The sequence below is a fragment of the Pseudoalteromonas arctica A 37-1-2 genome, assembly GCF_000238395.3.
Taxonomy (GTDB): Bacteria; Pseudomonadota; Gammaproteobacteria; order Enterobacterales; family Alteromonadaceae; genus Pseudoalteromonas; species Pseudoalteromonas arctica.
In genome coordinates, this window is record NZ_CP011025.1 from 2,457,170 (window position 1) to 2,479,207 (window position 22,038).

General features: G+C 39.1%; 18 protein-coding genes. 3 read left to right on the forward strand and 15 right to left on the reverse strand.

From position 1 onward, the window contains the following. Both PARC_RS10995 and PARC_RS11000 read left to right on the forward strand, forming a co-directional pair. Complete coding sequence (locus PARC_RS10995; protein ID WP_010554022.1) at positions 1–924, forward strand: M14 family metallopeptidase; 924 nt, start codon at positions 1–3, stop codon at positions 922–924. A gap of 143 nt (positions 925–1,067) precedes the next feature. Next, positions 1,068–1,487: a hypothetical protein gene (locus PARC_RS11000; protein ID WP_010554021.1), complete on the forward strand. Its 420-nt coding sequence runs from the start codon at positions 1,068–1,070 to the stop codon at positions 1,485–1,487. A 25-nt stretch (positions 1,488–1,512) separates the two neighbouring features. On the opposite strand, the gene ccoG is transcribed toward PARC_RS11000, so the two are convergent. From ccoG to PARC_RS11050, 10 genes are all read right to left on the reverse strand, one after another. Then, on the reverse strand, positions 1,513–2,895 hold the full coding sequence (gene ccoG, locus PARC_RS11005; RefSeq protein WP_010554020.1) for a cytochrome c oxidase accessory protein CcoG: 1,383 nt from the start codon (positions 2,893–2,895) through the stop codon (positions 1,513–1,515). A 145-nt stretch (positions 2,896–3,040) separates the two neighbouring features. After that, positions 3,041–4,459: a sigma-54 interaction domain-containing protein gene (locus PARC_RS11010; protein ID WP_010554019.1), complete on the reverse strand. Its 1,419-nt coding sequence runs from the start codon at positions 4,457–4,459 to the stop codon at positions 3,041–3,043. A gap of 93 nt (positions 4,460–4,552) precedes the next feature. Continuing rightward, positions 4,553–5,857: an ABC1 kinase family protein gene (locus PARC_RS11015; protein WP_010554018.1), complete on the reverse strand. Its 1,305-nt coding sequence runs from the start codon at positions 5,855–5,857 to the stop codon at positions 4,553–4,555. A 68-nt stretch (positions 5,858–5,925) separates the two neighbouring features. Beyond that, positions 5,926–6,480, reverse strand: coding sequence for a YceB family lipoprotein (locus PARC_RS11020; RefSeq protein WP_002960677.1), 555 nt, complete (start codon positions 6,478–6,480; stop codon positions 5,926–5,928). A gap of 366 nt (positions 6,481–6,846) precedes the next feature. Continuing rightward, positions 6,847–9,528, reverse strand: a complete 2,682-nt coding sequence (locus tag PARC_RS11025; protein WP_010554017.1) for a DUF349 domain-containing protein — start codon at positions 9,526–9,528, stop codon at positions 6,847–6,849. Then, positions 9,518–9,799 (reverse strand): YeaC family protein, encoded by a 282-nt coding sequence (locus tag PARC_RS11030; protein ID WP_007378333.1) that lies wholly within the window; start codon positions 9,797–9,799, stop codon positions 9,518–9,520. Before PARC_RS11030 ends, PARC_RS11025 begins: the two co-directional genes overlap by 11 nt. A gap of 1 nt (position 9,800) precedes the next feature. Beyond that, positions 9,801–10,127 carry a hypothetical protein gene (locus PARC_RS11035; protein ID WP_007580349.1) on the reverse strand — a complete coding sequence of 109 codons (327 nt, stop codon included), beginning with the start codon at positions 10,125–10,127 and terminating at the stop codon, positions 9,801–9,803. A 139-nt stretch (positions 10,128–10,266) separates the two neighbouring features. Continuing rightward, positions 10,267–11,769 (reverse strand): alanine/glycine:cation symporter family protein, encoded by a 1,503-nt coding sequence (locus PARC_RS11040; protein WP_010554016.1) that lies wholly within the window; start codon positions 11,767–11,769, stop codon positions 10,267–10,269. A gap of 376 nt (positions 11,770–12,145) precedes the next feature. Then, positions 12,146–13,273: a M14 family metallopeptidase gene (locus PARC_RS11045; protein WP_010554015.1), complete on the reverse strand. Its 1,128-nt coding sequence runs from the start codon at positions 13,271–13,273 to the stop codon at positions 12,146–12,148. Between the two features lie 184 nt (positions 13,274–13,457). Then, positions 13,458–14,900: a glyceraldehyde-3-phosphate dehydrogenase gene (locus tag PARC_RS11050; protein WP_010554014.1), complete on the reverse strand. Its 1,443-nt coding sequence runs from the start codon at positions 14,898–14,900 to the stop codon at positions 13,458–13,460. A 174-nt stretch (positions 14,901–15,074) separates the two neighbouring features. Between PARC_RS11050 and PARC_RS11055 the strand changes: the two genes are divergently transcribed. Beyond that, the gene (locus PARC_RS11055) at positions 15,075–15,875 is read left to right on the forward strand and encodes a DUF2989 domain-containing protein (RefSeq protein WP_010554013.1); all 801 of its coding nucleotides are present in this window, start codon (positions 15,075–15,077) and stop codon (positions 15,873–15,875) included. Positions 15,876–16,114: 239 nt separating this feature from the next. Here PARC_RS11055 and ihfA read toward each other — a convergent pair whose 3' ends face one another. The 5 genes from ihfA to PARC_RS11080 all read right to left on the reverse strand — a co-directional run bounded on the left by ihfA (position 16,115) and on the right by PARC_RS11080 (position 21,911). Next, positions 16,115–16,414 (reverse strand): integration host factor subunit alpha, encoded by a 300-nt coding sequence (gene ihfA, locus PARC_RS11060; RefSeq protein WP_002960690.1) that lies wholly within the window; start codon positions 16,412–16,414, stop codon positions 16,115–16,117. 2 nt (positions 16,415–16,416) lie between these two features. Beyond that, entirely contained in the window at positions 16,417–18,804 is a 2,388-nt protein-coding gene (gene pheT / locus PARC_RS11065; protein WP_010554012.1) for a phenylalanine--tRNA ligase subunit beta, read from the reverse strand. Positions 18,805–18,819: 15 nt separating this feature from the next. Further along, positions 18,820–19,800: a phenylalanine--tRNA ligase subunit alpha gene (pheS, locus tag PARC_RS11070; protein WP_002960692.1), complete on the reverse strand. Its 981-nt coding sequence runs from the start codon at positions 19,798–19,800 to the stop codon at positions 18,820–18,822. 345 nt (positions 19,801–20,145) lie between these two features. Further along, positions 20,146–20,856 (reverse strand): DnaA regulatory inactivator Hda, encoded by a 711-nt coding sequence (hda, locus tag PARC_RS11075; RefSeq protein WP_007580342.1) that lies wholly within the window; start codon positions 20,854–20,856, stop codon positions 20,146–20,148. After that, positions 20,856–21,911, reverse strand: coding sequence for a DUF2066 domain-containing protein (locus PARC_RS11080; RefSeq protein ID WP_010554011.1), 1,056 nt, complete (start codon positions 21,909–21,911; stop codon positions 20,856–20,858). Before PARC_RS11080 ends, hda begins: the two co-directional genes overlap by 1 nt. Positions 21,912–22,038 lie beyond the last annotated feature (127 nt).

Sequence of the window (22,038 nt, forward strand, 5' to 3'; positions counted from 1 at the left end):
ATGACTAACAGCACATACCCTATTGGCACACCTGGCAAAAAATGGAATAACAACGATAAAGCCCAGTGGTTAAAACGCCAAAACATTAAACGCAGTTACCAAAACGAAGTCGTAACGCTAATTAATGACCTTAAAGGCACCTTAAATATAGAGCAATACGGCGAGCTTAATTACACCGCTGGCACTTACCCATTATATATATTAAAAACGCCTAACTTTAATGCTAATAAACCAACTGTTTTAATCACCGGTGGTGTACATGGCTACGAAACCAGTGGCGTACATGGCGCACTTAGGTTTGCTAAAACATCGGCTATGCAATATTGCGAACAGTTTAATATTATTGTTGCCCCCTGCATTAGCCCTTGGGGATATGAGACTATAAACCGCTGGAACCCAGACGCTATTGATCCTAATCGCTCATTTTACGAGGGAAGCCCAGCTCAAGAATCAGCCGCTATTATGGCGTTTATAAAATCATTAGGTACTGACTTAATCGCTCATATTGATTTACACGAAACAACAGATAGCGATAACAGTGAATTTAGACCCGCACTCGCTGCGCGTGAAGGCACTACAAATACTAACTGGAACATACCTGACGGGTTTTATTTAGTTGCAGATACCAAAAAGCCTGAGCCGGAGTTTCAAAAAGTCATTATAGAAAGCGTTGCAAAGGTAACTCATATTGCACCGAGCGATGAAAATAACCAGCTAATAGGCGTACCTCAAGAGCAATTTGGCGTGATTAACTATGCAGCACGCGATTTAGGTTTATGTATGGGCTTTACTGATGCACCCTATGTAACTACTACAGAAGTGTACCCAGATAGCCCAACAGCCACCGATGAAGAATGTATTTTGGCACAAGTAGCCGTTATAACGAGCGCGCTAAATTACATTACAACCTCTACAAAAGATTAACCACTGTTCAAGAGCGGGTACTCATTAAATTAAGTACCCGCAAAAAAAGAAACAACCTGATAACAAAAAACAACCCAAAAGAACTGGTTTTGTTGGATTTAAAGGTATAAGGTTAGCCTTCCCTCAAATTCAAGGAGTATACATTGGGGTTTAAAAACAAATATGGACAGGTAAGCCTCTATACTGAAAATAACGTTGTTATCGCTCACTTTTCGGGATACATCACCTCAGGGCTTCTTCGTGCGTTTAAAATTGAACTATGCGAAAAAATAAAGTCACTCAAAAATCAGCCTTGGGCCTATATTAGTGATTCTTTTGATGTTTTGGCTGCAACGCCTGAGGCAGAAAAAGAAATGATAGATATTAGCCATTTAATGAAAGCAAACAACTGCCTAAGTAGCGCGTTTGTACTCACATCAGCTATCGCTATAAATCAAATGAAGCGCATTTTAGAGTGTGCAAAAAGAAACGTTAATTTTAGTGAGTGCATATTTACCGATTTAGATAGCGCTAAACAGTTTGTTTCTCACAACTTAAAAAGTAAGCAAGGCCAACTGATATAAAATAATTGACCTTGCTTTATCAATCTTAGTTTTTGTAAAACTGACTATCTTTGGTTATCGTAATGCTGCCGTTTTCTTGCGCTGTTACAATAAATTGTAACTTACTCACTTTACGCTCAATATTGTAACCATCGGCTGTTACAGTAACGGGGACTCTTTTCATCGCACCCGGTTGTACAAGCGTAGATCTCGGACTTGAGAGCGTTGCTCCTGGTAAACCCTCTATGGCAATACTGTAATGCAGTGCTTGCTGCGTTTTATTAATAATAGTAAGTGTATAAGGGTTTTCTACAAGGCCCTCGTAGTTAACTCTATAAAGCGCATTCCTATCGCGTAGTACTGAGGCTTCTATTGGTGTACGTTGCAGCATCCATGCAAACATCGAAATGATTAACAAAGCCGTTAATGCGCCGTACCCTACTAGCTTTAACCTAAATGGATTGGTTTTTTTACCTTCCATTTGTTTTTCGCTAGCGTATTTAATTAAGCCTTTTTCGTAACCAAATTTTTCCATGGTATCGTCGCAGGCATCAATACATAAGCCACAGTTTATACATTCATATTGCAACCCATTTCGAATGTCTATTCCTGCAGGGCATACCTCTACACATAAGTTACAGTCTACACAGTCACCTAAGTTAAGCTCTTTTGGATCAGCTTTGCGTTTACGTGGTCCTCGGCTTTCACCTCGCTCGCTATCATATGTAACAAGTAACGTATCTTTATCAAACATAACAGCCTGAAAACGAGAATAAGGGCAAGCAATTGTGCACATTTTTTCGCGTAAAAACCCCGCATTGCCATAAGTACAAAAAGCGAATAAAAACACCCAAAAGCTCGTTATACCTGACCACTCAAACGTAAGCATTTCCATATACAAACTTTTTGCCGGAATAAAATATGCCATAAACGAGGTGGCGGTTAAAACTGAAATAACAATCCATGCACTGTGCTTAGTTATTTTTTTACGCCAAGTGCTTAGCGTCCACTGTGATTTATCTAATTTAATTCGCTGATTTCGAGTGCCTTCTATGCGTTGCTCTACCCACGAAAACATGAGCATCCATATAGTTTGCGGGCACGTATAACCACACCAAACCCGACCAAGCCAGTTAGTTACAAAAAATAATGCAAAAGCCCCCACCATAAATAGTAGGGCTAAAATCATAAAATCTTGAGGAAGGAGTGTTAGACCAAAAATAGTAAAAGTTTGCGTTGCCACATCAAGCAGCACAGCTTGTTGTCCGTTATATTGGATCCACGGTATTGCAATAAAAGTTAGCATTAACAGCCAACCTAAATTACGGCGTATGCGCTGAAAAAATCCTTTTTGCTCGCGGATATAAATTGGCCCTTCGGTGTTATAGGGCTTAATGATCATGTCTTCTTCTTTAATATCAAACTTCATAGTACTTGCTTCATAATGACGGGTATTATGCAAGTATTTGCAACTTTCAGACCAAGCTGAAAATTTATTTACATCATTGATATTAAACAGTTTATTTCAACGAAGTAAAATAAAATTCGCGATATTAAACGCACTGCGCGATATATCACGAATTTTTAGCAATCCCTAACTTTCGCATTTTTGAGCGTAGTGTACTTTCAGGTAAGCCCAATTTAACTGCTGCCCCTTTATCACCCGATATTTGCCAGTGCGATAACGCGAGAACAGAGGTTATATGCTGCTTTTGGGCCTCATCAAGCGTAAGTGAAGGGTTAATAACTACTTCACCACCCGCTTGCAAAGGCTGACTTAGCTGTAGTACAGCCTGATTAGATAAAATAGCTTCGCGTTCAAGTACGTTTTGCAGCTCTCTAATATTGCCTGGCCAATCGTAGGCTTGCAGCTGCGTAATTGCTTTTTTACTTAGCCCTTTTAAATGTTTACCCAGTCGTTTATTTAGCTGCGCAATTAAATTAGCGCACAAATAAGGAATATCCTCTTTTCGATTTTTAAGAGCGGGTACTTTTATAGGAAAGACATTAAGCCGATAATACAAATCAATTCTAAACGTGCCTTTTTGTACCATTTCCCACAGGTCGCGATTAGTCGCTGCAATTACTCTAATGTTTACTTTTAGCGTATTGCTGCCACCTACACGTTCAAACTCTTGTTCTTGAAGGACTCTCAATAATTTACTTTGCGCCTCAAGTGGAAGCTCTGCTATTTCATCTAAAAACAAGGTGCCTTTATCAGCAAGCTCAAAGCGCCCTTTACGACGTTCATTAGCACCTGTAAACGCGCCTTTTTCATGTCCAAACAGTTCCGATTCTAGCAAACTTGGGGTAAATGCAGCGCAATTTACTTTTATAAAAGCTTGTTCGCTACGCTTGCTTAGTCGATACAAATTACGAGCTACTAATTCTTTACCCGTGCCATTTTCGCCAAGTATAAGCACTGTGCTGTCGGTTTCACTCACCAGTTTTATTTGATCTAACATGGTTTGAAATATATGACTTTGTCCAACTAGCCCTGAGTCTTGCCAATCTTCGTTAAGTTCTGCAATTAAGTAGTTGTTTTCATCTTTTAGCTGCTCACTTAAATGCTTTACTTGCTCAAGTGCCTCTTGCAGTGCATTTTGTGTTTGCTGTTGCAGTGATATGTCGCGAAATACCGCTACAGCACCAATTAACTCATCATTTTTATAAACAGGTGTTGAGGTGTATTCCACTGCAAATGAGCTACCGTCTTTACGCCAAAAAACTTCATTTTTAACTTCACGACGCTTTCCGTCAAACATGGTGCAGTAAATTTGGCATTCATCAGCGGGATAAGGTGTGCCATCAGCATGAGTATGGTGATGATATTGGTGTATTTTTTTACCTAATAACTCGTCTGCTCGCCAGCCTGTCATGCGCTCAGCGGCAGGATTAACAAACACCGCATTACCCGACAGGTCAAAACCGTATATGCCCTCACCTACTGCGTTTAGCAATAATTTAGGATCGTTTAAAAATTGTTTTATCATAAATGCACCTCGCGAAATATCGCGAGCATTATGGCAATTTTATACGCTGAGTGCACTCATTACTTAAAATGCACTTACGTGTAAATTAAAACGCTATAAATAGTGCTGAAATAGCGTTTTTACATCTATTTTTGCACCTAGCCTTGCGGCAATTAAGTAAAGTCCTGCAAGTTTTCGGTGAATAAATAGCGCATCAACGGGCGGTGTATGCCATTGCTGAGATTGTGCACTGAGGGCAAGCCCTGCATTTTTAATTTTGAGCGCTAGTTCGCTATTTTTAAAATCAAACTCCCCTTCTGCTCTCAGTGGCTCGCACGCCATTAAAAATAAATCAATGACGTTGTTTTTATACTCATCAACTAAGTCATCTTTAAAATAACCAATGTGTGAAGCCGCTCTAAGTACACCTTCTCTGTTGTTTTCACTACCCGCTTTAAATAAAGCTAAATAAGCGCGGCTAAGCTCGGTTGATATTTCTCGCGTTGCACCAAAATCAAATAAAACAATTTTTTGTGTATCAAGCTGATAATGAAAGTTGGCAAAGTTAGGGTCGGTTTGAATTAATTTAAATTCAAACATTTCTTTAAAAAACAAATCAATCAGTTGCTCTGCAACAAAGCTTTTTTGACTATCAGGTAGCTCTGTAATGCTCTCAATGGGCTCTGCTTTTATATATTCCATAGTAAGTACTTGTTGTGTACTGTGCTCTGGATATACGTTAGGCACTTTAAAGTGGGGATTACTTGCTAGTGCATTTTTATAACGTATTAAGTACTGAGCCTCCCGCTTATAATCAGCCTCGGCTAATAACTGCGCTTTAGCCTCACTAATAAGTGGTTTAATATTAAGATCTTTTGGCAATAATCGAGAAATCGTTAATAAAGAAATAACGTTATCTACATCACTTACTACACTTTTTGCAATACCAGGATATTGAATTTTAACAGCAAGCTGATCGCCATTTTCTCTATAAGCTAAATGAACTTGCCCTATAGAAGCCGCTGCAAAAGGCCTTAACTCAATATGAGAAAAGCGCGCTAGCCACTCATCCCCCCATTGCTCTTTTAACACCTCAACAAGCTGCTTATGAGGCATTGGATTCGCGTCCGAGCGCAGTAAAGCAAGTAACTGAGCCAATTCAGGACTAAGTAAATCACCGGCATCCATTGAAAGTAATTGCCCGAGCTTCATTGCTGCGCCACGTAAATGAGATAGCTGTGTGGCTAGTTTTTCAATATTTTTAGGTTGTAGTAGCAAGCTTTTATTGTCCCAACCTTTACCGGTTAGCGCGCTCTTAGCGCCATCAACTAACATGTTGGTAGCAACACCTGTGGCAAGTGAGCCTAATTTTGCAAAGCGAGAAAGCCGAGAAGTGGGAACAGTACGAGGAGCCGCCATAATATTAAAACCTAATTAGCCTGAAAGTCAGGCTAATTAATACGTATATTGTAAGTAGGTAGATCTACTTATAGACGAGGTACTAGCTTAATTGCACCTTCAACCACTTTCATATCAAGTGGAAGTTTACTGAGTAGCATCATTTTAGGGTCGTCCATATTTAGAGTATAAACAGGGTTAACCGCTAAAAAAGCATTAATAACATCCATAGCTTGGCTATCAAGTGCACCTAAATTACCTTTGAAACCACCGGCATCAACACTCGAATCAAGTAATTTAATATTACGTAAAAACACTGCTTTTTTCTCACTGTCGTAGAATGGGCTACCTTCAATTTGTAGCTTTAAACGCACTGGGTATTTAAGTGCGAATGCATTAATTTCAGCGCTTGAATCGGCACCAAGAACAACAACATCGCGGTTATCAGGTCCAATATTTACACTTAAGTCGTTTACATCAAACTGAACCGGCAAACCCATTAAGCTTACTTTTTCACTTAACTTTGGTAATTGCTTACCCAGTACAGACTCAACCTCAGAGTTAGTAAATGAATATACTGATATGCCTTGCGTGGTATTACAGGCAGTTAAAAATAACGCTGCAATTATAACTAAAATTCTCATGAGAACCCTTTTGTTTATAAATTAGTGGTACATAAAAAAGCCGCTATTAAAGCGGCTTAGTAAAATAGTAACCAGCACATATTATGCTGGTTCTAGGGCGTGTTGACCTTTGTGGATTGAAATTTGTTCAATCTAGGGTCGATTTAATCGCGGCGTGAGGTTTGTAACCTAGCGGGCTAAGTCAAAACCGAGCAACAAAGAGTTAATCGTCCCTAGAAAGAACCCAAAGGGCAGCGCATGTTTGGCATTTATGCTGCGTTATCGCCTATTTATGGGGAATAACCACACTACATAGACTCTGCCTTGCCTAAATACCAAACAGTCTGCTGCAAATTCAACCACGAAAGGTCAACACGCCCTAGTGTATTAAGCTGCAAGTGTCGCTTTAAGTCGCGTTAGTGTGTCAGGTTCAACTGAACCGTCACTGAGCGCTAATAACTGTTTTAAATAATAGTTTAAATCAGCATGTTCGCCACGATGTTTGTCATCTAACATGGCTACTTGCTCTGCCATTCTAAGTGACTTATCGGTTGAACTTACGTTCGCTAATATTTCCATGCGCGTAATAAGTTGCTCTGTATTTAATGCTGTTTTAAGTGGTGCTTGATACTGACTTGGTAACGCTTCATTGTTTTCAAGTGCTGTAATTAACGCATCTAGATTAGCTTGCTCTGATTTGCTTGTAAGCAATGCAAGTTTATCGTCAATAGCTGCTAGTAGCTTAGTAACTTTTGGCCCTAACGATCTAAATTGCGTGTACCCTTTCACTTTTGTTTCTAGGTCGTGCAACTGTGCTCTTTGATTTACATCGCTAAGTGCTGCTTCAAGCTCAGCAAGTTCTGCAACTGCTTGTTTATCTGACTCATTTTGATCAAGTTTTTGCTGCTCAAATTCACTACTACGTTTAGTAAATGTTTCATCGTTAAATTGACGAAATTTTTGCCATAACGCATTTTCAGCTTTTAAACCTGCAAAACCAATTGTTTGCCATTGCTGCTGCATTTGCTTCAACTCTTGGCACGCAGCGGCTAAATCATCGCTTTGTGATAATTGCTGCGCTTTTTCTACTAATTCATTTTTAAGTACGGCATTACTTTTGTGAAATGCGCTTAATAAAGCCAGCACTTGTTGTTGCTCGCTTTTATAACGATCGTTTAGTGTACGGTATGTTTTAGGGTCAACTTTACCTACACTGCGCCACGCTTTGTTTAAACGATTGTATTGGCTTTCATATTGCTTCCAATCAAAGTCATCCTCAGCCGTAGGCTGTAAATGAAGCGCGTGCATGTCGCTAATAATACTTTCGCGTTGTGCTTTTGACGCTTCGCGTTGTACTTCTTGCTCTGCAAAGTAACTACGACAAGGTGCAAATAACAGCTCGATTTTTTCATCAAACTGTACGCCTTGTTGCTTTTCTTCATCTGTATCTAAGCGACCTAACTCATTCCAACGTTTGCGTAGCACTTTTACTTGCTCTGCACGTTGTTGTGGGTCAGTACACTCTTCACTTACTAATACACTTACTTCTTCTAATAAAGCTTCACGCTTTGGTGCTGCAGCGTATTTTTGCCAATCTTTAGCATCTGCAAGTTGCGCTTCAAGTTCCGCTTTAATATTTACAAGCGGCTGTTGATATTGCTCAGTGAGTGTATTAAATAACTCTTCAAACCCTTTAAACACGCCAAAGGCAACATTAAAACGACCTTCTTCAATTAGGCGTTTAACATCACGAGCTTTGCGTTTTGCTTGGCTTTGGTTTTTTTCAAGTGGCTTAACTAGCTCACTCATTGGTGCTAAAAATTGCTTTTTATGCGTATTTAACTGTGTTTTAAAGGTACTTTGCAGTGCACCATCTAAAATATTTAAATGACTACGCGCTGCTTTAAAACCATTATTAAATTCAGTTAGAGTTGCATCGTATTGCGCTAAATCTTCTGCTGGCTTAATTTCGCATAATGCTGCAAAAGCGAGTTTGTACTCTTTAATAGCCGTTGTTAGCTCAGGTAATTTAGCAACTTGAGTAAATAGCTTTTCTAACTTGCTTACAGCCAGTTTAGATTGCGTATTATTAGCAAGTTCTGTTTCGCTAATAGCTTGCTTAGCTTGCGCTACTTTTGCATCAAGCCAATCTTGTTGAATTTGCTCTGGTGTTTCAAGGCCTAGCTGTAAGGCGTTTTCTATTTCTTCACTTAACGCTTCAACAGTTGCAAGCGCTAGCAATTGGCGCTGTTGTAGCGCTAATTTTTGCTGCTCTTTGTCGTGTATCGCTTTTAGCTGTTCAATGTGTGCATCTAACTTAGTGGTAATCGAAATATATTTTTCGTCAAGAAGCTTAACACGCTCATCACTTAGCCATTTGAGCTCAAGTGCTTGCCACTGGGCCATTAATTCGCCGGCTTGTGGATTTACAACACCAAAATCTGTTTTTTCACGTAAAGCATTTAACTTAGCTAAAATAACACGTGTTGCACTTTCAACCTGCAGTGGCATTTCTATTGCTAAACGCTCATTTTCAATATGCGTTTCAAGTGCTGCTTTTGCACCATCCTTTGCATGCTTTACTAATGGCTTAATTAATTGATGGGTAATAACAAGTTCAACTAATTGAGTTTGTAGCTCTTCGCTACCTTCTTTAAATGCTTTTTCTACTAGTTTTGGATTTGCTAAACGTTTTAATAATTTAACGCGTACTTGCAGTTCTTTTTCTGCAAACGCTAACTTTTCGAGTGTTTTAACGGGTGCAAAACGCTCTATGTATTCGTTTTTAATTTGCGGTGTTAGTGCACTTTCGCTATTTAAAACAGCATTAGATATTTGAAGCTCTGCTATATCTTTTAATGCTTGATCTTGTTTATACGCTTTCCACCAAAGTGGTAACTCGTTTACTTTTTGTAGTGCTTTGCGGCGTATTTCAGCTGAGCTGTCTTCAAGTGCTAACGTGTTTAATATGGTTGCATCACGTTCAATGTCTAATTTTTCGATAGCATCAAGACGTACTTGTTGCTTAGGGTGTTTCCATTTCGGTGTAAAAAGGTGCTTAAAGATCATGTTCACTAAACCTAGCTATTTCGTTGTCTGATTTAAATTCTTTTTGTAGTTGAGCTTTTGTCTTTTGGATCATTTCACCATTAGCACCAATCGTAAATTGCTCGTTTGATTGAGCCACTTTTGCTTGATACAACATAACCAACTGCACTGTTTGTTGCTTTTGCTCGTCTGATAAAACGGTACCGTCTGGCCATTTGCCAGTTGATGCACCGTATTGTAAGCGTTCGAATAATTCGGGAGTAATATTTTGTACAAGATTGTCGATATTCATGTCATTTTTTCTTTTTTAGAGTCACTAAAACAATTCGGTTTATAAGATACCAAATACACCCTACGCCAATAGCCGCAGTATAAGCATACCACTGAAGCGTTTTTTCTTGCGGTTGTAAAAAGTACAAACAGAAAAAACCACCTAAAAATAAGATAAGCGCCAAAAAGGAGTGATTTATAAACATCTGCTTTTTTTTAATTCGCTGTTCGCGCTGAAGTTGCAAAACTTGCTCGTCGTTTAGCTCTGCAATGTTGCTTTCGCAATGCGGACATTGCTTATGTTTATCTGAAATTGATTTTGCACATTTTGGGCAACGAATAATCGCCATACTTCTCTCCATACTACGCATAAAAAAAGCGCCTTTCGGCGCCTTTATTGTACTTGTTTTATTTCTCGTTGTCTTTTTTGAATTCAAACCAATAACTAATTTTGGGGCGATAATTTTCTAAGTTGCCCACTAAGTTTAATTACTCTGCGTCTTTTGACTGCTTCTCTAAGCGTTTTTCCCAGAACGTGGCGTTTTTAATGCCTAATTTAACTGGATCAAATATGATCTTTCCGCCTTTTTTCTTCTGTTCTTCATAATCGCTCAAACATAACAAAGCAGGCTTAGCTACGAAGAAAATAGCTAAAATACCTAGTATGTTGATCCAGGCCATTAAGCCAACGCCAATATCACCAATAGTCCAGATATAACCTGAATTGTTTACCATGCCGTATGCAACCATAAACATAATCACAAACTTCACGATAACAAGCGGAATACTGCCTTTAAAATAACGATTTAAGTAAGCAATATTAGTCTCTGCAATAAAGTAATAAGCAAGTATTGTGGTAAAAGCAAAGAAGAACAATGCGATGCCAACAAATGCCTGCCCAAAGCTACCAAATACACTAAATAGAGCCATTTGCGTAAAGGCTGCTGAACCCACTTCAGTGGCTGCATCAACATTTTGAACAATAAATTGCCCTGCTGGTAACTCACCCACAATATTGTATTGCTGCGTTATTAAAATCATTAATGCTGTTGCAGTACACACAAAGATGGTATCAACGTAAACAGAGAAAGCTTGTACTAACCCCTGTTGAGCAGGGTGATCAACTTCTGCAGCGGCTGCTGCATGAGGCCCAGTACCTTGGCCTGCTTCATTAGAATATATACCGCGTTTAACGCCCCAACCAATAGCAGCACCAAAACCGGCCTGCGCAGTAAACGCATCACTAATAATTAAATAAAATATATCACCCACTTTATCTAAATTTAAAAATACTACGATTAGTGCCAATACTATGTAACCAAGCGCCATAAATGGCACTACTATTTGCGTAAAGTTCGCAATACGCTTTATTCCGCCGAAAATAATAAACGCCAAAACAATAAGGATAATTGCCAAAGCGACCAATTTAAAGCTGCCTACGTCACCAAAGCTAGTAGAAACCATATTGCCATCGCCAAACACTTGAGTAAATGCATTACCTACCGCATTTGCTTGTACGCCTGGCAGAAAAACACCACATGCAATAATTGCCGAAACAGCAAATAAAACAGCTAGCCATTTTTGCCCTAAACAACGGTCAAAATAATACGCTGGGCCGCCACGATATTGCCCGTTTTCTTCTGTTTTATAAATTTGGCCCAAAGTAGATTCTGCATATGCGGTACTTGCACCTAGAAAAGCAACAACCCACATCCAAAAAATAGCACCTGGTCCACCAAAACCGATAGCTGCTGCAACACCTGCGATATTACCAACACCGACTCGTCCAGACAACGATACTGCAAGGGCTTGAAAAGATGAAATACCTTTATCAGACGTGTTTGGACTAAATAATAACTTACACATTTCTTTAAAATGTCTAACTTGAGCAAATCGAGTTAATACTGAATAAAACAAGCCTGCGCCTAGGCATAAATAGATGAGTGCATTACTCCAAACAACATCATTAACAGCGCTTACAAAAGCTTCCATGGATATCCTCTATAGTTATATTTATTATTTTTAATTACGAGACTCTGCTTTAGCTACTACGCAACATAAGTTTCACGAAATAAGGTTTTACCTCTCCCGTCCCGACTCATTATTTAATTAATCTTAACTTAAGTACCCCAACTTTGTTAACACTTAATTTTCAAAATATTTAATTACGTAGCTATTGCAAGGCACTGCATCAGCAGTATTTAAAGGAAAGTAGATTGATTTGTACCGATACGGTGATGATACGCGGCGAAGAAACGTTAAAAACGTTTTGGAGTGAAGTTGCTATATGATTATTATTTTTTGTAAAAGGGGTTTTACTAAAAGCAAAAAGGGCATCAAAACTATTGATACCCTTCAAATAAACGTTTTATCTTAAATTATCAACAACATTAACAATTGCCGCTAACGTATCTTGACCAAATTGATACGAACGACGGTCTGACCAGCCATAGTCTGGATCAGGTAAATCGTTGTTGTCTTTAAATGGCATTTCAATTGTGTACGTTAATGCTTTGAATTCTTCAGCAGTAGCTGATGAACCTACCGTAAGGTTAGCTTGGCCGGGCTCATCTTTTGGATAGCCATGCTCATCTTGAAACTCTGGAGTAATAGTTAAAAGCGCAGCTTTAAAGCTATCTTCAAGGCCTTTAAGACGAGCATCGTAACTTGGAATACCTTCGCTGCCTGCCACAAAGTTATACGGAATAGCTTCATCGCCGTGTATATCTAAGTGCATATCTAAGCCAGCTTCGCGCATTTTATTTAGTACTAGGTAAACTTCAGGGCTATTTTCCATGCTTGGTGTCTGCCATTCACGGTTTAAATTAACGCCTTTAGCATTAGTACGGAGATGTCCGCGTGCGCTGCCATCTGGATTCATATTTGGCACAACGTAAAACACTGCTTTTGATAGAAGCGCAGCTGCATGTGGGTCTTCGTCATCAAGAAGTTTGTGCAGTAGACCTTCAACATACCATTGGGCCATTGTTTCACCAGGATGTTGACGTGCTGTGATCCAGATATTTTTCTTATCTTCACTTGGCTCACCAATTTTAAGCACACTCATATCGCGGCCATCGAGTGTTTCACCAAGTGTTATTAATTGGCAAGCACCTTGGCTTTGTGCCCAAGATAATAAATCTAAATGGCGGTCGTAACTGTATGGCGCAAAGTAAGCAAAATACACGCTGCCGCACTCTGGTTCAATTTCAAAGCTTAATGTGCCATTTTCATAGCTTGATGGTACACGAAACCATGTTTGGCGGTCATATGATGCAACGGCTTGATACCCTTCCCAACCATCTGGGTAAGCTGATTTATCAAGCTCATTAATATTTAACTTATGCAATTGGTAAGGCGTTGTTTCAAGACGAAAGTGAAACCACTGATAAAATTCAGACTGGTGATCTTTATTAATTTCTAATTGAATATTTAAAGGATCGGTGGCTTCAATAACTTTGATATTACCACTGTCGAAATTGCTGCTGATTTTCATGAAAAAAACCTTTAGGTTGAATAAGTTTATCTGCTTATTAATTCACAGAACTGACATTATTTTGTAAATAGTAAAACGAATGTGCATTTTCTTAATTAAAGCCTATCACAAGGCATACGCTTTAAAAATAATACACGACCAAAAAAGCCAGCAACATGCTGGCTTTTAAGTCACTGCAAATAAATTAGCGAGGTAAGCTTGGGAATGACACTTCGGCCATATCGCGCATACAACGAACTACTTGGCAGCTGTAACCAAACTCATTGTCGTACCATACATATAAAACAATACGGTTATCTTCAACAATCGTTGCTTGTGAATCAACAACACCTGCGTAACGGCTACCTACTAAATCGGTAGAAACAATTTCCGTTGATGCTGTGTAATCAATTTGGTCACGTAAGTCTGAATGAAGTGCAGTATCACGTAAAAATGCGTTTAGCTCTTCAACTGATGTGCTTGTTGCTAAGTTAAGGTTCAAAATAGCTAGCGACACATTAGGTGTAGGTACGCGGATTGCGTTACCTGTTAATTTGCCTTCAAGCTCTGGTAATGCTTTTGAAACCGCTTTTGCAGCCCCTGTCTCAGTAATTACCATGTTAAGTGCTGCGGCGCGGCCACGGCGCTCTGCTTTGTGGTAGTTATCAATAAGGTTTTGATCGTTCGTGTACGAGTGTACAGTTTCAACATGGCCATTATTAATACCAAACTTATCGTTTAATGCTTTAAGCGTTGGTGTAATTGCATTGGTTGTACAGCTTGCTGCACAAACAATTTTATCTTCAGGTAAAATATCTTTGTTATTAACACCATATACGATGTTTTTGATATTACCTTTTGCAGGAGCTGTTAATAATACTTTTGCAGCGCCCTTACACTCTAGATGCTGGCCAAGGCCCGCTTCGTCTTTCCAAATACCGGTGTTATCAACAATTAATGCATTGTCGATACCGTATTGAGTGTAATCAATTTCGCTAGGAGAGTTAGCGTAAATAACCTGAATGTAGCTACCGTTGGCTTTAATTGCGTTACGCTCTTTATCAATAGTGATTGAGCCATTGAATGGACCGTGAATTGAATCACGACGCAGTAAGCTTGCACGCTTTTCAAGATCACCCTCTTTACCGCCACGCACAACAATAGCGCGCAAACGTAAATCTGAATATGGACCTGATTTTTCAATTAACAAACGCGCTAGTAAACGACCAATACGACCAAAACCATACAATACAACATCGCGTGGTTCTTTCGCTGGTAAGTCAGCTATTTCTGCAAGTTCATCTTTTACAAATTCTTCTACTGAGCGGCCTTTTGCAGCTTCAGTGAACAAATAACTATATGCAAGCTTACCAATATCAATACGTGCAGAGTTTAATTCCATTTTGCTGATAGCTTCTAAAAATGGGAAGCTTTCACGCAAACGTAATTTAGTGCCTTCAAACTGAGCAACGGTTTTGTGAGATTTGATAATATCGATAGTACTGGCATTTACGAGAGGACGGCCATATACAGCGATTTCGATACCACGATTACGGTAAAGTTTACCAATGATTGGTTGCATGCTTTCTGCGTAATCTTGGCGCTCTTGCCAACTATTTGTGTATTCTAACTCGTGAGATGAGGTCATTTTATTTACCTAAGTTTATCATTTTGAACGGATAGCCTTTAAAAATGCACTATATTTTGAGAGTAATGCACTTCAGGCAGGGCTATTCTAATTTAATCTGAAGTTATTCTCTACTGTTAGGCGTTAAATGATTGCGTTAGAATAACAAGGTAGATATTCATTTGGGGTTAAGGGATGCTTAAAAAAGCAAGTGTACTATTGGGTTTGCTAACGTTGACAGGGTGTGAAGAGCCCTTGACACTCGCACAAGTGTGCAAAGAAACACCTGGCTTTTGTAGCGACTTAAACAAAGACAGCCACTGCAAGGATGAGCGTTCTGATGTAATTATCAAACGTTACATAGAATACAAAGACCCTACTGATGAAAATAAATACCAATTACTCAAAGACTTTGAATCCTATAACCAATGTATAACTGTGGCTGCCAAAATTGAACATATTAAGTTAAAAGCTAAAAAAACGTCACGTATTGACGGTCAATTAACGAGCATTAAAGAAATGACTCGGTTATACCAAGATACCCAAAATACGAACCATCCAGGTTTGCTCTACTACCAATGGTCACGAAATAATAACCAAAACGCACTGACTAAATTATTGGCGATAGAAAATGACAAAAGTGTAACGCAAAGTGCCGAAATGCAATTTTTTTTAGCATCGTACTATATTAAGTTCGACGATGAAAAAACCATCGATTTGCTTTATAAAACTTTAGAGCTCAATAAAAAAGACAACGTACCGAATCCTGAAGTGTATACATCACTTATTAGTCTTTTTTATAAACATGATAAATTTAAGCATGCATATATACTTTCTAAAGTAGCGCAAATGTCGGGGATTGAAAATATTGACGTGTTTGAAATTGAGCAGCAATTAATAACGAATGGTAAAAGCTTAGACAGCCTAGATGTACTTGCAGAGCAAACATTTCAGCAAATAATGGCAGGTGATTTTGTATCTCCTCGAGAGTTTTAATTTATAATCGCAAAAATAACCTAATACCAATCTGCTTATATATGGGGTCTATTTAACGTTAAGGAAATTACGCTAGAACTAGGCAAAAATTTTTGTATCTAGTTATTCTAAATAAAACATTTTTAACGACGTTATAGTGCAATTTAATTCGTCAAATTGATCAAAGATTTATGCAGGTTGGTATAATTTAATAACTAGGTTATTCAGGCAAATAAAAAGGCAGCTTACGCTGCCTTTTTTTATTTTGCTTTGCTTGTGCCCACTTCTACGCGGGTTTTAAGCTTTTGACCTGGTCGAAAAGTCACCACGCGACGTGCCGAAATAGGAATATCTTCGCCTGTTTTCGGGTTGCGGCCTGGTCTTTCTTTTTTGTCTCGAAGATCAAAGTTACCAAATCCAGAGAGCTTAACCTGCTCGCCTTTTTCTAGCGCTGAGCGGATTTCTTCAAAAAACGCTTCAACTAAATCTTTGGCATCTTTTTTATTGATCCCGAGCTTTTCAAATAGGTGTTCAGCTATGTCGGCTTTAGTAAGCGCCATATCTAGTCCCTCAACGATGCATTAAACTGTTCGGCCAATTCGGCCACCACGTTATCAACTACTAGATTGATATCTTTCTCTTCGAGTGTTCTATCAACCGCTTGCAGTGTTAGAGCAATTGCCAAACTCTTATAATTTGGCTCAATACCTTTGCCCTTATACACATCGAATAAGTTTAGGTCAACCAATTGATTTCCGCCAACTTTTTCGATCACGCTTAAAATGTCGCCAGATTTAACGCTGTCTGCCACTAAAATCGCGATGTCGCGGCGATTTGAAGGGAATTTAGACACCCCTTCGGCTTGCGGTAAATTTCTTTTTTCTATTGCTGACATTTCAATTTCAAATACAAAAGTTGCGTTGTTGATATCTAACGACTTTTGAGCTTGAGGATGTAAAGCACCAAAAAAACCAACCTTTTTACCATCAACATATATTACTGCTGATTGACCAGGGTGAAGTCCATCTGACTGCTCGGCTTTAATTTCAAAGCGAGTAATGTCATTGGTAATTGCAAGTAAGGCTTCAACATCACCTTTTAAATCGTAAAAATCAACATTACGTTTTTCTTCAACCCAATGCTCGCCATTTACAAGGCCTGTTATAACACCGCCAATAACCGGAACTTGGTAAACACCGTTTTCTGCACTTTCGTCGCTTATAAATTTAAGACCATGTTCGAATAAACGAATGCGAGGCTGTTGGCGATTTTGGTTATACGCTACAGACGCTAATAAACCCGGCATTAAACTTACACGCATCGCTGACATTTCAATTGAAATAGGGTGCGGTAATACCATTGCTTTACACTCTGGGTGTAAAATAGCTTGTGCTTTAGGGTCTACAAAGCTGTATGTAATTGCTTCTTGGTAACCACGAGTCACTAACGTATTACGGAACTTGCTAAGTGCAATAGTTGCTTCGTTATGTGTCGTCATTTTAAGTTTTGCAGTTGGTGCAATATTTGGAATGCTGTTGTAACCGTAAACACGTGCTACTTCTTCAATTAAATCTTCTTCGATGCGAATATCAAAACGGTAGCTTGGTACGTCCGCACTCCAGCTTTCATTTTCTACTTTAACATCAAGACCTAAACGCGTAAGAATATCTGTTACTTTAGCATCTTCAATATGATGACCAATAACACGGTCTAAACGTGCACGACGAAGACGTACTTCAGTCACTTTTGGTAGTTTGTCAGCCGCAACAGCTTCAACTACAGGGCCTGCTTGACCACCTACAATCTCAAGAAGAAGTGCTGTTGCACGTTCCATTGCATCATGTTGTAGAGCAAAATCAACACCGCGTTCATAACGGTGTGAAGCATCAGTGTGTAAACCGTAGCTACGTGCTTGCCCTGCAATTGCTACAGGATTAAAAAATGCGCTTTCAAGTAATATATCAGATGTTTTATCTGTAACACCTGATTGCTCACCACCAAAAATACCTGCAATTGCAAGTGCTTTGTTATGATCGGCTATCACAAGTGTTGTGTCGTTTAATTTAGCGGTGTTACCGTCTAATAAAACAAGTTCTTCACCTGCGTTTGCACTACGTACTTTAATACCACCTTCAATCGCATTTAAATCAAACGCGTGCATTGGGTGACCAAGTTCAAGTAATACATAGTTAGTAACATCAACTACTGGGTCGATTGAACGTACGCCACTACGACGTAGCTTTTCAACCATCCAAAGAGGTGTTTCTGCGTCAAGGTTAATGCCTTTTATCACACGACCAAGGTAACGAGGACATGCATCTTCATTAACTAGCTCAATTGATACTTTGTCATCAATTGTTGGAGTAACAGCTGGAATATCTAATACGTTTACGTCAATACTATTTAAAACGCCTACTTCGCGTGCTAGACCTTTTATACCTAAGCAGTCACCACGGTTTGGTGTTAAATCAACATCTATAATATTATCATCAAGACCTAGGTAATCACGTAAATCAGTGCCTACTGGTGCATCGCTTGGCAATTCCATAATGCCGTCGCCTTCTTCGCTAATACCTAGCTCAACAAAAGCACATAGCATTCCGTTTGAAGGTTGGCCGCGTAGTTTGGCTTTTTTAATTTTAAAGTCACCAGGCAGTACAGCGCCCACAGTTGCAACAGCAACTTTAATACCTAAACGACAATTTGGTGCACCACACACGATATCAAGTAGCTCATCGCCACCTACGTTAATTTTGGTAACACGCAGTTTATCTGCATCTGGGTGTTGTCCACATTCAACAACTTCACCTACAACTACGCCATTAAATTTGGCAGCAGCAGGCTCAACGCCATCAACTTCTAGACCAGCCATTGAAAGCTGTTCCGAAAGAGCTTGCGTATCAATAGCAGGATTAACCCACTCTCTTAACCACTTTTCACTAAATTTCATTTTATTGTTTCACTCTTAACGGAACTGGTTCAGGAATTTTAAGTCATTTTCGAAAAATGCACGCAAATCGTTTACGCCATAGCGCAACATAGTTAAACGCTCTACACCCATACCAAAAGCAAAGCCGGTGTATTTTTCTGGGTCAATGCCCACAGACTTAAGTACATTTGGATGTACCATGCCGCAGCCTAGTACTTCTAACCACTTACCGTCTTTACCCATAACATCTACTTCAGCCGAAGGTTCTGTAAACGGGAAGAATGAAGGACGGAAACGAATTTCCATATCTTCTTCAAAAAAGTTACGTAAAAAATCATGCAAAATACCTTTTAGCTCAGTAAAGCTAACATCGGTATCAACCATTAAACCTTCAACCTGATGGAACATAGGTGTATGTGTTTGGTCGTAATCGTTACGGTATACGCGTCCAGGTGAAATAATGCGCAGTGGTGGCTGCTCAGTTTCCATAGTACGAATTTGCACGCCACTTGTTTGTGTACGTAGTACTAATTTAGGATTGAAATAAAAGGTATCATGATCAGCACGTGCTGGATGGTGCTCTGGAATATTTAGCGCATCAAAGTTATGAAAATCGTCTTCGATTTCTGGACCAGATTTAACTTCAAAACCTAACTCACCAAAAAAGCTTTCTATGCGCTCAATAGTGCGCGTAACTGGGTGTAAACCGCCAGTAGGCATAACACGCCCTGGTAGAGTTACATCTATAGTTTCAGCAGCTAGTTTTTCTTCAAGTGCTTTACTTGCTAGCAACTCACGCTTTTCGTTGATAGCAGCTTGTACATCTTGTTTAGCTTGGTTTATAACTTGGCCTGCTTCTTTACGTTCTTCAGGTGCTATTTTACCTAACGTTTTAAGTAAGCTAGTGATTTCGCCTTTTTTACCAAGGTAATTAACCCTGATATCTTCTAACTGCGCTATTTCACTGGCACTGGCTACCGCCTCAAGTGCTTGCGCTAATATGTTTTCTAAGTTCATTCGATACCTGATCTTTCACAGAAGGTGATTGCTTAAGAGCGTGTTGGCCTTTCAAGATTGCTTTACAACAGTGTGGTTGGTTATTAAATAAGGTTAAGCATTGGACTGTAGTTTCCTACATAAGTGATGCAATAACGCTAAATAAAGACCAAACACATGCAGTTTGAAGTGTTTATCTCGGAGGCTACGTTCTTTGTTGTTCGGGTTTCGCATATAAATACTACGCTAAAGCCCTCACGACGCGATTAAAGCACTCTTAAGTTAAACAAATTCCAATCAGGAAAGGTAAACACGCTCTGATAATAGCTTATGATAACTGAAAGAAGGGTCTAGATTCTAGACCTACTACAGCTTTAACGTTGATTTTATAAAAGGAATAGTTAATTTTCGCTGTGCTGCCATAGATGCATGATCTAATTTGTCGAGTACATCTAATAAAGCACGCATATCACGGCTTAAACGGGTTAGTAAAAAGCGTGCACACTCATCACTTAATTCAAGGCCGCGCATATGAGCGCGCTTAACAAGTGCTTGTGCTTTATCGTCGTCACTCATAGAACGAATTTGAAAGGTTGTTCCCCACGTTAAGCGAGACTCTAAGTCAGGCAGCGAGATATTAAGCATGCTAGGAAGTAAATCGGCAGTTACTACTAACATTTTTCCGGGTTCGTTAAACCGGTTAAAAAAGTTGAATAGTGCTTTTTCCCATGCATCATTGCCTGCAACTAAATGCACGTCATCAATACATAGAACATCAAGTGCTTCTAAACCGTCTAATACCATAGGTCCAAAGTCAATTACTTCGCGCATAGACAGCAGCATATTAGATAGGCCACGCTCTTGTGCTTTAATGCAGGTTGCATACAAAAGGTGAGACTTACCCGAATCACCTAACCCACATAAATAAGTATACTGAAACTTTTTAGCTAACTTCGAAAAGCTATCTTTTAAATGGTTAACCTCTAACGAATCTTCCCCACCAAAGTACGATGCAAATGTTTCGTCATCCGGCAAGGTAACCGGTAATGCCATTTGCATCGGCTCAGAAGTTAGCATTATGGCGTTATCCATTGATACTCTAAGCTATTTTTATCAACAACATGATAAAAAGCGCGTGGATCCTCATAATCTTTAAATGAGGAGTCTAACCCTAACCCTTTTTTAAGATCGCTTAGGTTACCAGTGTGGTTTAGTTTAAATTCTACAAATTCTGGTGTTTTACGAACAATTTTAACTTGCGTAACAACGCTTAAGTTCAATAATCTTTGTTTTGCTAATTCAACATCAACAAAACTTTGCGTGCCTTTTAATGTTAGCGTGGCCGCGGCTTGTTCATAATAAGCATTTGGATCAATAGCGTACTCGCTTGCAAGGCCTCGAGCTAAGGTATCAATCATTTGACTCACTATTTGCTGCTTATCGCCCGTTAATCTATTTGAATCAAATTGATCATCATTAGTAAAACGCCAATCTAAAATCCAATTTTCGCTATCCGCTTCTTTATACATTCTTGCTGTAATACTTCGCTCAGCACTGTATCGTCTAGAGGCCTCTTCTACTGGTTCTGAAAAGTTACCCCATACCTCAGGAATACCTACTAAACGTCTATCTTGTAAATCAAGTAATGGCACAACGACAGGTAAACCACGACGCCCAGCTTTGTCATAAATTAACTGCTCTAATTGCGGGTAACTTTCTTGTGTTACTAATTCTCTGCGCCAATTGTCTTCAATACCTAACCATATTGCGACTAACGGGCGTTGTACTCCCCATAAAGGTAAGTTTAACTCTTTGATTAACGCATTGATCTTTCGAGCTTCAAATTTAACAACAAGTTTCAACTGTCCATTTGCTCTCTCGTCATATTCAAACTTAAGCATATAATCAGAAATATCTTTAGTGCGTTGCTGTGCTAATTTATTTTGATCCGCGGTTTCATCACCGCTTACTTTCACTAAAACATTGAGCAAAGCTTTACGACTCGCAGCTAATCGAGTGTCTCGTGTTTTGTCATCCACTTTTAAAATATCTTGATATAGATCAGTTACTTCAACTGCCGACGCAGAAAAACAAAATAAAATGGATATGGCGCTAATTAATAATCTATACACAGGCTGTTAGTTCTTGGTTTTAAACTGATTTGATCCTAAATCAAAGACAGTAACAAAGCAAAATTAAATTTGTTATCTAAGGAAATGAAAGTAATTAGCTTTTATAGAAAGTAAAAAAGATTAAATA